Origin of the sequence: Actinomycetospora chiangmaiensis DSM 45062 (assembly GCF_000379625.1) — a bacterium.
Classification (GTDB): Bacteria; Actinomycetota; Actinomycetes; order Mycobacteriales; family Pseudonocardiaceae; genus Actinomycetospora; species Actinomycetospora chiangmaiensis.
Map to the genome: position 1 here is coordinate 220,710 of NZ_KB903240.1, position 13,422 is coordinate 234,131.

Here is a 13,422-nt window from a genome sequence, read left to right on the forward strand (position 1 = left end):
GGGTGTCCGGGGTGTGAACGGTCTCGCCGTGCGCGGACACCCGACGCGCTCCGCGTCCGGAGCGCCCGGACCGGACGGTCGGCGGCTGCTACGCGCCGATCGGTCCGGCGGGCAGCGCCAGCCCGCGCAGGGCGCCGTTCAACGCGAGACACGCGTCGCGCAGCGCCTCCGGGTCGGGGCCGGCGGCGAGGATCTCCCGCGAGCTCGACGGGACGACGGGTCCGGTCCCGTCGGCGAACGCACGGGCCAGGTCCTCCGGGGTGGCGCCCTGGGCCCCGAGGCCCGGCACCAGCACCGGCCCGTGCAGGCGCGTGAGGTCCAACCCGTGCGCCCGGCCGGTGGTGCCGCCCGTGGCGCCCACGACCACGCCCACGGGCCCGCTGCGGCCCTCCCCGGCCCGCACCGCGTTCGCGGCCCCGCAGGCGTCCACGACGCCCTGCGCGACCTCCCGCATCCCCGGGCTCGACGGGTCGGACAGCGCGGTCCACGACTGCGCGGACTGCACCGTCGCCGCCTCCGCGTTCGAGGTCCGGGCGAGGACGAACACCCCACGGCCGGTCTCGGCGGCGAGGTCGAGGGCCGGTGTCAGCGACCCGACCCCGAGGTAGGGCGAGAGCGTCACCGCGTCGGCCGCGAGCGGCGAGGTGTCGGCGAGCCACGCGCGGGCATACGCGGTCATCGTCGAGCCGATGTCGCCCCGCTTGGCGTCGGCGATCGTCAGCAGCCCGGCGTCGCGGGCGTCGGCGAGCACCCGTTCCAGGGCCCGCACCCCCCCGCTGCCGTGCACCTCGAACAGCGCGACCTGCGGCTTGACGACGGCGACGTGGCCCGCGAGCGCGGCGACCGCGTCGCGCCCGAAGCGCTCCACGCCCGCCGCGTCGTCCTCGTGGCCCCACCGGGCGAGCAGACCCGGGTGCGGGTCGATCCCCACGCAGAGCGGGCCGTGGGTCGCCACGGCCCCGCTCAGCTTGTCGGTGAAGGGCACCCGGGCCCCGCTCCGCTCCCCCGTCGCCCCGCTCGCCGGGCCGGTCACACGCCCTCCGTGGCCCGTGCCTTCGCCAGCCGCTCGTGGAGCACCTGCAGCGGGGTGACCGTGATCTCCCCGCGGATGACGGCCTCGATGCCCTGCACGGCCGCCGCCGCGCCCTGCACCGTCGTGATGCACGGGACGCCGACGTTGAGCGCCGCGGCCCGGATCTCGTAGCCGTCGATCCGGGGCCCCGTGTGCCCGACCGGGGTGTTGATGATCATGCCGACCTCGCCCGCGAGGATCGTGTCGACGATGTTGTCCGGCCCCTCGAAGTGCTTGCGCACCACCTGGGCGGGGATGCCGTTGCGCTCCAGGACGCTCGCCGTCCCCGCCGTCGCGAGGATCTCGAACCCGAGGTCGGCGAGGCGCTTCACCGGGAAGATCAGGGCCCGCTTGTCGCGGTTCGCCACCGAGACGAAGATCCGGCCCGACGTCGGGAGGGGTCCCGACGTGGCGGCCTGCGCCTTCGCGAACGCGGTCGAGAACGCGGTGTCGATGCCCATGACCTCGCCGGTGGACTTCATCTCCGGGCCGAGCAGCGAGTCCACGCCCCGCCCGTCGGGTCGGCGGAACCGGTGGAAGGGCAGCACGGCCTCCTTGACGGCGACCGGGTGCTGGGCCGGCAGGTGCGCCCCGTCCCCGGTCGCAGGAAGCACGCCCTCGTGGCGCAGCCCGGCGATCGTGGCCTCGAGCATCACCCGGGCCGCGGCGCTGGCCAGCGGCACGCCGGTGGCCTTGGAGACGAACGGCACGGTGCGGCTCGCACGCGGGTTGGCCTCGAGCACGTAGAGCGTCTCGTCCTTGAGCGCGTACTGCACGTTCATGAGGCCGAGCACGCCCAGCCGCCGGGCCAGCGCCACCGTGGAGGCGCGCACCACCTCGAGGTCGGAGAGCCCGAGGGTGATCGGGGGCAGGGTGCACGAGGAGTCGCCGGAGTGGACCCCGGCCTCCTCGATGTGCTCCATCACGCCGCCGAGGTAGACCTCGCCGGTCGCGTCGCACAGCGCGTCGACGTCGATCTCGATGGCGTCGTCGAGGAACCGGTCGACCAGCACCGGGTGGTCGGGGGTCACCTCGGTGGCGCGGGCGATGTAGTCCGCCAGCGTCTCGTCGTCGTAGACGATCTCCATCCCACGCCCGCCGAGCACGTAGGACGGCCGGACCAGCACGGGGTAGCCGATGGCCGCGGCGATGTCACGGGCGCCGTCGAAGCTGGTCGCGGTGCCGTAGGGCGGGGCGGGCAGGCCCGCGTCGTCGAGCACCTGGCCGAAGGCGCCGCGCTCCTCGGCGAGGTCGATCGCCGCCGGCGGGGTGCCCACGATCGGCACGCCCGCGGCCTCCAGGGCCGCGGCGAGCTTGAGCGGGGTCTGCCCGCCGAGCTGGACGACGACGCCCGCCAGGCCGGGCGAGTACCCGCCGTCGGGACGTCGCTGCGCGTCGCCCCCGCCCGAGGCCCGCTCGGAGTGGACGACCTCGAGCACGTCCTCCTCGGTGAGGGGCTCGAAGTAGAGGCGGTCGGCGGTGTCGTAGTCGGTGGAGACCGTCTCGGGGTTGCAGTTGAGCATCACCGTCTCGAAGCCCGCCGCGCGCAGCGAGGTCGCGGCGTGCACGCACGAGTAGTCGAACTCGATGCCCTGCCCGATCCGGTTCGGCCCGGAGCCCAGGATGATGACCTTGGGCCGCTCGGTCTGCGCGACGACCTCGGACTCGGCCGCGGGGTCGGACTCGTAGGCCGAGTAGTGGTACGGCGTGCGCGCCTCGAACTCGGCGGCGCAGGTGTCCACGGTCTTGTAGACCGGCCGCACCCCGAGCCGGTGGCGCAGCGCCCGGACCCCCGCCTCGCCGGCGAGCTCGGGGCGCACGGTGGCGATCTGCAGGTCGGAGAGCCCGGACCGTTTGGCGCGGCGCAGCAGCGCGGCGTCGAGCACGGGCGCCTCGGCGATCTCACCGCGCAGCGCGACGATGCCCTCGATCTGCTCGACGAACCACGGGTCGATGCCGGAGGCCTCGCTGACCTCGGCGACGGTGGCGCCGAGACGCAGGGCCCGCTCGACGGCGTAGAGCCGGCCGTCGCGCGGCAGCGCCGCCTGCTTCAGCGCGTCGTCCTTCGAGAGACCGAGCGGGTCGGGGCGCGTGCCGAAGCTCGCGTCCTTGGTCTCGGTGGAGCGCAGCGCCTTGTTCAGGGCCTCGGGGAAGCTGCGGCCGAGCGCCATCGCCTCGCCGACCGACTTCATCGTCGTGGTGAGCGTGGGGTCGGCGCCCGGGAACTTCTCGAACGCGAACCGCGGCACCTTGACCACGACGTAGTCGAGCGTGGGCTCGAAGCTCGCCGGGGTCTCGCCGGTGATGTCGTTGGTGATCTCGTCGAGGCTGTAGCCGACGGCGAGCCGGGCGGCGATCTTCGCGATCGGGAAGCCGGTCGCCTTCGAGGCCAGCGCGGAGGACCGCGAGACGCGCGGGTTCATCTCGATGACGACGAGGCGCCCGGTGCTCGGCTCCACCGCGAACTGGATGTTGCAGCCACCGGTCTCGACGCCGACCTCGCGCAGCACCTTGATGCCCATGTCGCGCATGACCTGGTACTCGCGGTCGGTGAGCGTCATCGCGGGCGCGACCGTCACCGAGTCGCCGGTGTGCACACCCATCGGGTCGATGTTCTCGATCGAGCAGATGACCACCACGTTGTCGCGGTGGTCGCGCATGAGCTCGAGCTCGAACTCCTTCCAGCCCAGCACCGACTCCTCGATGAGGACCTCGTGCACCGGGCTCGCGGCCAGGCCGGTGCCGGCGAGGCGCTCGAGCTCCTCGTGGGTGTAGGCGAGGCCGGAGCCGAGGCCGCCCATGGTGAACGAGGGCCGGATGACGACGGGGAGGCCGACCTCGGCCACCGTCGCCCGCACCTCCTCCATCGAGTGGCAGACCTCGGAGCGCGGGACGTCGCCGCCGACGGAGCGGACGATCTCCTTGAACTTGAGCCGGTCCTCACCCCGCTGGATGGCCTCGACGTCGGCGCCGATCAGCTCGACGCCGTAGCGCTCGAGCACCCCGGCGTCGTGCAGCGCGATGGCGGTGTTCAGCGCGGTCTGGCCGCCCAGGGTGGCGAGCAGCGCGTCGGGGCGCTCGGCCTCGATGACCTTGGTGACGTGCTCGACGTCGATCGGCTCGACGTAGGTGGCGTCGGCGTACTCCGGGTCGGTCATGATCGTCGCCGGGTTGGAGTTGACGAGGGAGACCCGCAGGCCCTCCTCGCGCAGCACCCGGCAGGCCTGCGTGCCCGAGTAGTCGAACTCGCAGGCCTGGCCGATCACGATCGGGCCGGACCCGATGACCAGGACGTGGTGGATGTCCTCGCGGCGCGGCATGTCCTCAGCGCCCTCCCATCAGGGCAGCGAAACGGTCGAAGAGGTCTGCGGCGTCGTGCGGGCCGGCGGCCGCCTCGGGGTGGTACTGCACGGAGAACGCGGGGACCGAGGCACAGGTCACGCCCTCGACCGTGTCGTCGTTGGGACACCCGTGCGACAGGTGCACCCTGCCGAACGGCGAGTCGACGTGGTCACCGGGGGTCCCGGTGATCGCGAAGCCGTGGTTCTGGCTGGTGATGGCCACGGTCCCGGTGAGGTGGTCGTACACCGGGACGTTGATCCCGCGGTGGCCGTAGCGCAGCTTGTAGGTCCCCATCCCGAGGGCGCGCCCCAGGATCTGGTTGCCGAAGCAGATGCCGAAGAGCGGGACGCCGCGCTCCAGGACGCCGCGGGTGAGCGCGACGGCGTGGTCGGCGGTGGCCGGGTCACCCGGCCCGTTGGACAGGAACACCCCGTCGGGGGACCCGTCGAGCAGCTCGTCGAGGGAGGCGGTGCTCGGCAGCACCCGCGTCTCGATGCCGCGCTGGGCCAGCATCCGCGGGGTGTTCGCCTTGATGCCGAGGTCGAGCGCGGCGACGGAGAACCGCCGGGTGCCCTCGGCGGCGACGACGTAGGGCTCCGCGGTGGTCACCGCGCCCGCGAGGTCGGCGCCCGCCATCTCCGGGCTGTCGCGGACCACGTCGAGCATCTCGCGCTCTCCTGCCAGCCCGTCGCCGGAGAACACGCCGGCGCGCATGGAGCCGTGCTCACGCAGCCGCCGCGTCACCGCCCGGGTGTCGACACCGGCCAGCCCGACGACGCCCTGGCGCTCCAGCTCGTCGTCGAGGGAGCGCCGCGAGCGCCAGTTCGACGGCGTCCGCGCCGGGTCCCGCACGACGTACCCGGCGACGTGGATGCGCGTGGACTCGTCGTCCTCGTCGTTCCAGCCGGTGTTGCCGATGTGCGGCGCGGTCGCGACGACGATCTGCCGGTGGTAGCTCGGGTCGGTCAGCGTCTCCTGGTAGCCGGTCATCCCGGTGGTGAAGACGGCCTCCCCGAGGGTGCGGCCGGTCGCCCCGAAGGACTCCCCGCGATGGACGGTGCCGTCCTCCAGCACCAGCAACGCCTCAGTGGGTCTCGTGTCCGACCTGCTCACCCTGCAACCTTCCCGTCCTGCACGGTCCAGCGTCCCCGCAGCATGGTGTGCACCACGGAGACTCCGAGTTCCATCCCCTCGTAGGGGGTGTTGTCGGCGATGCTCGCCAGGTCCGCCCCGCGCACCGTCCACCGGGCGTCGGGGTCGACCAGGACGAGGTTCGCCGGTTCGCCGACGGCGAGCGGGCGGCCCTGGTCGGGCAGCCCGGCGATCGCGGCCGGCACCTCACTGCAGACCCGCGCCACGCCGCGCCAGTCGAGCAGACCCGTCGTCACCATGGTGGACGCGACCACCGACAGCGCGGTCTGCAACCCCAGCATGCCGGGCCGGGCCTGCGACCACTCGCAGTCCTTGGCCTCGACCGCGTGCGGCGCGTGGTCGGTGGCGACGCAGTCGATCACGCCCTCGGCGAGCGCCCGGCGCAGCGCGAGGGTGTCGGCCTCGGGTCGCAGCGGCGGGTTCACCTTGTGCACCGGGTCGTAGTCCTCGGCCGCGGTGTCGGTGAGCAGCAGGTGGTGGGGCGTGACCTCCGCGCTCACCGCGGCCGACGTCCCGGGCAGCAGGGTGGCGCGGGCCCACCGCAGCACCTCGACCGACCCCGCCGTCGAGACGTGGCAGACGTGCAGCCGCGCCCCGGCGGCCGCCGCCAGCATCGCGTCGCGGGCGATGATCGACTCCTCGGCGCTCGCGGGCCAGCCGGTGAGGCCGAGCCGCGCCGCGACCGGGCCCTCGTGCGCCTGGGCGCCGACGGTGAGCCGGTGGTCCTCGGCGTGCTGGGCCACCACCGCGTCCAGCGAGCGCGCGTACTCCAGGGCGCGGCGCATGAGCAGCGGGTCGTTCACGCACCGGCCGTCGTCGGAGAACATCCGGACGCCGGCCGCGGAGGCCGCCATCATGCCCATCTCGGCGAGGCGCTCCCCGCCGAGGGCGACGGTGACCGCCCCCACGGGGTGCACGTCGACCAGGCCGACCTCGCGCCCGCGCCGCCAGACGTGCTCGACGACGACCGGGGAGTCCTGCGTCGGGTTCGTGTTCGGCATCGCGAACACGGCGGTGTAGCCGCCCAACGCCGCGGCCGCCGAGCCCGTCGCGACCGTCTCGGCCTCCTCGCCGCCCGGCTCGCGCAGGTGGGTGTGCAGGTCGACCAGGCCCGGCAGGGCGATCAGGCCGTCGGCGTCGACCGTCGCGTCGGGCTCGTCGACGGGCGCGACCAGCACCCCGTCGCGGACGTAGAGGTCGGTCGGGTCCTCGCCGTAGGGGCGGGCGTTCGCGATCCTCGTGGTGGTGGTCATCGGGAGTCCTCCCCGGCCAGCAGGTGGTAGAGCACGGCCATCCGCACGTGGACCCCGGCGGTGACCTGCTCGCTGATGGCGGCCCGGTCCGAGTCGGCCACCGCGCTCGCGATCTCCATGCCGCGCACCGCGGGCCCGGGGTGCAGCACGACGGCGTGGTCGGGCAGCGTGTCGGCGCGGCGGGCGCTCAGCCCGAAGCGCACCGCGTACTCCCGGGCGCTCGGGAAGAAGCCGCCGTGCATGCGCTCGGCCTGCACCCGCAGCATCATCACCGCGTCGGGCCCGGTGGCGAGGTGCGCGTCGAGGTCGTGGGTGACCGTCACCGGCCAGGCGTCGACGCCCGCGGGCAGCAGCGTCGGGGGCGCGACCAGCGTGACCTCCGCCCCCAGCGTCGCCAGCAGGTGCGCGTTGGAGCGGGCCACCCGGCTGTGGAGCACGTCGCCGACGATCGCGACCCGGCGCCCGGTGAGGTCCGCCCCCAGCCGCCTGCGCAGGGTCGCGGCGTCGAGCAGGGCCTGGGTGGGGTGCTCGTGGGTGCCGTCGCCCGCGTTGACCACGGCGACGTGGCCGTCGGTGTGGGAGTGGCCCACGCGGTCGAGCCACCCCGCGATCCGGTGGGGGGCTCCCGACGCCGGGTGGCGGACGACGATCGCGTCGGCGCCCGCGGCCGCGAGGGTCGAGGCGGTGTCGCGCAGCGACTCCCCCTTGCCCACGCTGGAGCCGCTCGCGGAGACGTTGATGGTGTCCGCGCTCATCCACTTCCCGGCGACCTCGAAGGACACCCGGGTCCGCGTCGAGTTCTCGTAGAACAGCGTCACGACGGTGCGCCCGCGCAGCGTCGGCAGCTTGCGGACCGCCCGGCCGGTGAGCGCCTGCTCCATGCTCGCGGCGGTGTCGAGCAGTGCCTCGGCCTGCTCGCGACGCAGCCCCTCGGTGGAGAGCAGGTGGCGCAGTCCGATCCCGGTGGCGTCGGGCTGGACCGTCATCGGATCGCCACCCCGTCCGCGCCGTCGCACTCCGAGAGCGACACCACGACGTCCTCCGCGCGGTTGGTCGGCACGTTCTTCCCGACGTAGTCCGCGCGGATCGGCAGCTCGCGGTGCCCGCGGTCGACGAGCACGGCGAGCTGCACCGCGCGGGGCCGGCCGTGGTCGCGCAGCGCGTCGAGGGCGGCGCGGACCGTACGGCCGGACATCAGGACGTCGTCGACGAGGACGACGATCACGTCGTCGATGCCGCCGGCGGGGATGTCCGTCTCGGCGAGCGGCCGCGTCGGCTGGCGGCGCAGGTCGTCGCGGTAGAGCGTCGGGTCGACCGTGCCGACCGCCACGGTCGCGTCCGCGTCGATCGCCGTGATGCGCTCGGCGAGCCGCCGGGCGAGGTGGATGCCGCGGGTGGGGAGGCCGAGGAGCACGACGGGTGCTCCGGACTCCGCGGTCTTCTCGAGGATCTCGTGGGCGATCCGTGCCACCGTCCGGGCGAGGTCGGCCGGGGAGAGGAGCTCGCGCTCACCCTCGGCGTTCGACGCACCGTTCGGTACGGGACCGCCCCGGCGCCGCGTGGGCACTCGGGGACCTCCTTCTCCGCCTCGCGGGACGGCTCTTAAAGGACGTCTGTGGGGTCGGCACCGACACTATCAGCCACCGTGTGCGACCGATCGCGTCGGCTGCGCCACGCTCGACGTCTCCCCGACGGGCATAGCGCGTCCGAGCGATCACGGGGGGCATTCGGTCGGACGCAAGCGAATCCACCCGACCGGACGGCGTGCCACGCGACACACCGGAGCGCACTGCGGCGGACCCCGGCTTGACCTCGTGATCGCCGAGGGCGCATCATCACTCTCCGTATCGACTTCAGCATGGCTGCGTCGGAGCACCCAGGGCTCGGCGCGCGGGGAACGGGGTGCCGCCAGATGGGCGACTACGCGAAGGCGCTCGGCGCCAAGCTTCGGGGGATTCGCCAGCAGCAGGGGCTCTCGCTGCACGGCGTCGAGCAGAAGTCGGGCGGACGGTGGAAGGCGGTCGTCGTCGGCTCCTACGAGCGCGGCGACCGGGCGGTGACGGTGCAGAAGCTCGCCGAGCTGGCGGACTTCTACGGCGTCCCGGTGGCCGAGCTGCTGCCGGAGGGCCGGATCCCGTCGGGCTCCGAGCCGGCGGCCAAGATCGTGATCAACCTGGAGCGGCTCCAGCAGCTGCCCGCGGACAAGGCCGGGCCGCTCGCCCGCTACGCCGCGGCCATCCAGAGCCAGCGCGGCGACTACAACGGCAAGGTCCTCTCGATCCGCAACGAGGACCTGCGCTCGCTCGCGATCATCTACGACATGACGCCGGGCGACCTGTCCGACCAGCTCGTCGAGTGGGGCGTGCTCCCCCCCGAGGCGCGGCTGTCGCGCGAGGACTGAGCCCGACCCACCCCGGCGTGAGGGGAACCCTCACGCCGCAAGAGCGCTCGAATCCTCCCCTCACGATCGGTGGCGCCCGGTCGTGAGGGGAGGATTTCGTCGTTCTAGCGGTCCGAGGGTTCCCCTCGCGCCTCGTCGGACTCGTCGGACGCCTCGTCGGAGGCATCGCCGGGCCCCGCCGGCTCGGCGTCCGGGGGCAGCTCGACCCGCTCGCGGGCCGGGGCCGCGACCGGCACGCGTTCACCGGCGGCCAGGGCGGCGAGGACGCCGTTGACGAAGCGGGGCGAGTCGTCGGTGGAGAGTTCCCGGGCCAGGCTGATCGCCTCGTCGATGGCCACGGCGTCGTCCACGTCCTCGGTGAAGAGGATCTCGAACGCCCCGATCCGCAGGATCGCGCGGTCGACGGCGGCCATGCGCTCCACCGACCAGCCGCGGGCCAGTTTACCCAGCGAGACGTCGATGTGGTCGCGGTGCGCCACGACCCCCTCGACGAGCGTCGCCGCGAAGTCCGAGACCGGCGGCGCGTCCGACCCGGCGATCCGACGGCGGAGCACCTCGAGCGGGTCCTCGGCGCGGGCCTCGGACTCGAAGAGGATGTCCAGGGCCCGTTTCCGGGCCTTCGACCGGGATCCCCGGCGGACGGCGTGCTGCGGCACTAGTTCGACACGCGGCCGAGGTACCGACCGTCGCGGGTGTCGACCTTGACGATCGTCCCGGTCTCCAGGAACAGCGGCACCTGGATCTCGGCGCCGGTGGAGACCGTGGCGGGCTTGGTGCCGCCGGTCGAGCGGTCGCCCTGCAGGCCCGGGTCGGTGTGCGTGATCTCCAGCTCGACCGAGGCCGGCAGCTCGATGAACAGCGGCACGCCGTCGTTGAAGGAGACCTGCACCTCCTGGTTCTCCAGCAGGAAGCGCGCATTGTCGCCCACGGTCCCCGCCGGCACCGGGATCTGCTCGTAGTCGTTCGAGTCCATGAAGACGAAGTCGTCGCCGTCGCGGTAGAGGAAGGTCATGTCGCGGCGGTCGACGTTCGCCGTCTCGACCTTCGTGCCCGCGTTGAAGGTCCGGTCGACGACCTTCCCGGTGAGGACGTTCTTCAGGGTGGTGCGGACGAAGGCGCCGCCCTTGCCCGGCTTGACGTGCTGGAACTCGGTGACCGACCAGAGGTTGCCGTCGATCCGCAGCACCAGGCCGTTCTTCAGGTCGTTCGTCGTCGCCACTGCCGCGTCGTCTCCTGCGCTCGTGATCGTGTGTGATGGCCCGGGCACCCGTCAGCCCAGGACCACCAGATCCCGCGTCGACGCGGTCAGCGGTTCGGCGCCGGAATCGGTGACGACCAGCGTGTCCTCGATCCGAACACCGCCGCGACCGGGGAGGTACACGCCCGGCTCGACGGTGACCGTCATGCCCGCCTCCAGGGTAGCGGTCGCCGTCGACGACATCGCCGGAGCCTCGTGGATGACCAGCCCGACCCCGTGCCCGACGGGGTGGACGAACCGCTCCCCGTACCCCGCCGCGGTCACGACCTCCCGGGCCGCCGCGTCGATCGCGCTGGTGGCGACGCCGGGTCGCAGCGCCGACCGCCCGGCCGCGGCGGCCGCGTCCACCAGCCCGTAGATCTCGCGCTGCCAGTCCGCCACGGGGCCGAGCAGCACGGTCCGGGTCATGTCGGAGTGGTAGCCGTCGACCAGCGCGCCGAAGTCCATGGTGACGAGGTCGCCCGCGGCCAGCGGCGCGTCGGAGGGCCGGTGGTGCGGGATCGCGGAGTTCGCGCCGGCCGCGACGATCGTCTCGAAGCTCGGCCCGGTGGCACCCGCGGCCACCATCCGCTCCTCGAGTTCGTGCGCCACGTCCCGCTCGGTGCGCCCCGGGGCGAGCACGCCGTCGGCGATCGCCCCCGCCAGCGCCGCGTCCCCCGCCGCGCACGCCAGGCGCAGCGCGTCGATCTCGGCGTCGTCCTTCACCGCGCGGAGCCGCTCGACGAGGCCGGGCGCGCGGACGAGCTCGCCCCGGGCGGCCGCGAGGAGGACGTCGTGGGCGTCCACGGTCACCTGGGCGCTGTCGAAGCCGACCCGACCCGCCGTCGTGACCGCGAGCAGCTCTGGCGCGCACTGCCGCTCGACGAGCAGCCGCAGGTCGGGGCTCTCCGCCGCGGCCTGGGTGGTGTAGCGGCCGTCGGTGGCGAGCACCGTGCGGTCCTCGGCGTCGGCGGTGTCCTCGGCATGCACCAGGAGCGCGGCGTTCGAGCCGGTGAACCCGGTCAGGTAGCGCACGTTGACGAGGTCCGTGACCAGCAGCGCCTCGACGCCGGTCTCCCGCAGCACCGCCCGCAGCGCGTCCCGACGACGGGTGCCCGCCGGGTGGGGGCGGGGCCGGGCCGTCGTGTGGGGGGCACTCACCGGCCCGAGGGTAGTGCGGGGGCGTGACCTGCCGCACCGTACGGTGGCAGCCGTGCGACGGCTTAGCCCCTGGGTCCTGCGTGCCGTGATCATGACCGTGCTCTACGGCGTGGGCCAGACCGCCTTCGTCGCGCTGTCGTCGCGGTTCGTGTCCCTCTCGCTGCTGTGGACCCTCCTGCTGCTCGGCGTCCTCCTGCTCGTCGGCCTCGTGTGGGGCGGCGCGGAGGTGATCGCGGACCGCATCCCCCCGGAGTGGACGTGGCTGAAGGCCTCGCTCGTCGCCGGGCCGGCCGCCGGGCTCCTGACGTGGGTGCTGCTGGCCTCCTTCGTCGACGCCACCGGCGTGGAGGACCTCGGCTCGGCGCTGGTGGGGCGCGCGTCGTTCACGATCCTGCTGGTCCTGGCCTCGGTCACCCTCGGGGCGCGCTTCGGGTGGCTCTCGCTGCGCCGCGCCGACGACCCGCGGGCCGACGACGACCCGGGCGCCGACGTCGACCTCCCCGCCGAGGACGCCCCGGACCTCCCCGCGACGGCGTCCGGCGAGCCCGCGGCGCCGCCCGTGCTGCCCGGGTCGACGACCGAGAAGGTCGCCGCGCGGCGCGCCCGACGGGGGGTCGCGCCGGAGCCCGTCCCCACCTCGCCCGGGCCGCAGCGCGCGGAGCCGACCCGCACCCGGCGCGTTCCCGACGACGAGCCGACGCGGCTGCCGTTCGGCACCGGGCCCTTCGCGGAGCGTTCCGGCTCCTACTCCCCCGTCGTCGCCGTGCTGCCGCCGGTCACCCCGCTGCCGGAGACGGTGCGCCCGGCGCCCGACGAGCCCGACGAGGAGCGCCCGTCGGGTCGCCGCCGCTTCGGGCTGCGCCGCCCCAGCGACGACGAGGCCTGAGGCTCACCGCAGCGCGCGGAGCACCGCGGCGAGCGGCGGCCAGGACTCCCGTCCCCGCCGCACCACCGGACGGCACCGCAACCGCACCGGCGGGTCGGGCAGGTCGAGGACCCGGACCCCGGCGCGCGGCGGCCGGTCGCGGGGCAGCAGCCCCACGCCGAGCCCGGCCACGATCAGGTCGTCGACGAGGTCGAGGCTGTCGGCCTCGTGGGTGATGCGCAGGTCGAAGCCCGCCCGCGACGCGAGCAGCCGCAGCACCTCCTCGTCGGCGGTGTTGCGGGAGTCGCCGATCCACGCGTGGTCGGCGTAGGCGGCGAGGACCTCGGCCGAGGTCGTCCCGACGACCGGCCCCGTCCCGTCGTCGGGAACACCGAGGCCCCAGCGCACCTCCCACAGCCCGCGGCCCGCCCGCAGCGCGGCCGGGAGTGGCGGCGCGGGCGCGAGGTCGTAGTCGTAGACGAGCGCGAGGTCGGCGGCGTCGGCCTCGAGGAGCGCGAGCGCCTCGGCGGGCTGCTGCTCGAGGAAGGTCAGGCGCAGCGCGGGATGGCGGGCCGCGAGATCGGCGACGATCGGCATGAGCGAGCGGCGGATCGCGGTGGCGAACCCGGCGACCCGCACCGTGCCCGTCGGCTCCGCGGCGGGGTCGAGGTCGGCGCAGGCGGCGTCGACGGCGGCGAGGATGCCGCGGCCGTGCTCGGCCAGGCGCCGACCGGCCGGGGTGAGCCGCACCCGGCGCCCGTCCGGCTCGACGAGCGTGGCCCCGACCTCCCGGGCGAGGGCCGCGATCTGCTGGGAGACGACCGACGACGACGTGCCGAGCGTCTCCGCGACGGCGCGCATGGAGCCGAGCCGGTCCAGTTCGACCAGGTGGGGCAGGCGGCGGGTGTCCACCGTCGCGATCCTACGGACGGATCGTCC

At 74.3% G+C, this 13,422-nt stretch carries 11 protein-coding genes and 1 pseudogene; 2 read left to right on the top strand and 10 right to left on the bottom strand.

Annotated elements, in window-relative coordinates; all coding sequences use genetic code 11:
• Positions 1-88 precede the first annotated feature (88 nt).
• The 6 genes from pyrF to pyrR are packed head-to-tail and all read right to left on the bottom strand — an operon-like array spanning position 89 to position 8,386.
• On the bottom strand, positions 89-1,033 hold the full coding sequence (gene pyrF, locus A3CO_RS0118110) for an orotidine-5'-phosphate decarboxylase (protein WP_018333654.1): 945 nt from the start codon (positions 1,031-1,033) through the stop codon (positions 89-91).
• Positions 1,030-4,392, bottom strand: a complete 3,363-nt coding sequence (carB, locus tag A3CO_RS0118115) for a carbamoyl-phosphate synthase large subunit (RefSeq protein WP_018333655.1) — start codon at positions 4,390-4,392, stop codon at positions 1,030-1,032. The genes pyrF and carB overlap by 4 nt, the downstream gene beginning before the upstream one ends.
• A gap of 4 nt (positions 4,393-4,396) precedes the next feature.
• Entirely contained in the window at positions 4,397-5,527 is a 1,131-nt protein-coding gene (gene carA / locus A3CO_RS0118120; RefSeq protein ID WP_033414598.1) for a glutamine-hydrolyzing carbamoyl-phosphate synthase small subunit, read from the bottom strand.
• Positions 5,524-6,819, bottom strand: coding sequence for a dihydroorotase (locus A3CO_RS0118125; protein WP_018333657.1), 1,296 nt, complete (start codon positions 6,817-6,819; stop codon positions 5,524-5,526). Before A3CO_RS0118125 ends, carA begins: the two co-directional genes overlap by 4 nt.
• Positions 6,816-7,772, bottom strand: coding sequence for an aspartate carbamoyltransferase catalytic subunit (locus A3CO_RS0118130; protein ID WP_026204736.1), 957 nt, complete (start codon positions 7,770-7,772; stop codon positions 6,816-6,818). The genes A3CO_RS0118125 and A3CO_RS0118130 overlap by 4 nt, the downstream gene beginning before the upstream one ends.
• 29 nt (positions 7,773-7,801) lie before the next feature.
• A complete protein-coding gene (pyrR, locus tag A3CO_RS0118135) occupies positions 7,802-8,386 on the bottom strand; it encodes a bifunctional pyr operon transcriptional regulator/uracil phosphoribosyltransferase PyrR (protein WP_018333659.1) in 585 nt (194 codons plus the stop codon).
• Positions 8,387-8,731: 345 nt separating this feature from the next.
• Between pyrR and bldD the strand changes: the two genes are divergently transcribed.
• Entirely contained in the window at positions 8,732-9,220 is a 489-nt protein-coding gene (gene bldD / locus A3CO_RS0118140; protein WP_018333660.1) for a transcriptional regulator BldD, read from the top strand.
• 233 nt (positions 9,221-9,453) lie between these two features.
• Here the strand turns inward: bldD and nusB are convergent.
• The 3 genes and pseudogenes from nusB to A3CO_RS0118155 all read right to left on the bottom strand — a co-directional run.
• Positions 9,454-9,876: pseudogene (gene nusB / locus A3CO_RS0118145) on the bottom strand (transcription antitermination factor NusB); the annotation flags it as partial.
• Positions 9,876-10,439: an elongation factor P gene (gene efp, locus A3CO_RS0118150; RefSeq protein ID WP_018333662.1), complete on the bottom strand. Its 564-nt coding sequence runs from the start codon at positions 10,437-10,439 to the stop codon at positions 9,876-9,878. The gene efp and the pseudogene nusB, both read right to left, overlap by 1 nt.
• Positions 10,440-10,490: 51 nt before the next feature.
• Positions 10,491-11,618, bottom strand: coding sequence for a M24 family metallopeptidase (locus A3CO_RS0118155; protein WP_245561528.1), 1,128 nt, complete (start codon positions 11,616-11,618; stop codon positions 10,491-10,493).
• A gap of 52 nt (positions 11,619-11,670) precedes the next feature.
• Between A3CO_RS0118155 and A3CO_RS36055 the strand changes: the two genes are divergently transcribed.
• The gene (locus A3CO_RS36055; RefSeq protein ID WP_157647679.1) at positions 11,671-12,504 is read left to right on the top strand and encodes a hypothetical protein; all 834 of its coding nucleotides are present in this window, start codon (positions 11,671-11,673) and stop codon (positions 12,502-12,504) included.
• 3 nt (positions 12,505-12,507) lie between these two features.
• Here the strand turns inward: A3CO_RS36055 and A3CO_RS0118165 are convergent, their stop codons facing one another.
• Entirely contained in the window at positions 12,508-13,395 is an 888-nt protein-coding gene (locus tag A3CO_RS0118165; RefSeq protein WP_018333665.1) for a LysR family transcriptional regulator, read from the bottom strand.
• Positions 13,396-13,422 lie beyond the last annotated feature (27 nt).

Excerpts from the sequence above, each read along its gene's own strand:
- carB (WP_018333655.1), bottom strand. The coding sequence starts at position 4,392 with ATGCCGCGCCGCGAGGACATCCACCACGTCCTGGTCATCGGGTCCGGC.
- A3CO_RS0118125 (WP_018333657.1), bottom strand. The coding sequence starts at position 6,819 with ATGACCACCACCACGAGGATCGCGAACGCCCGCCCCTACGGCGAGGAC.
- bldD (WP_018333660.1), top strand. The coding sequence starts at position 8,732 with ATGGGCGACTACGCGAAGGCGCTCGGCGCCAAGCTTCGGGGGATTCGC.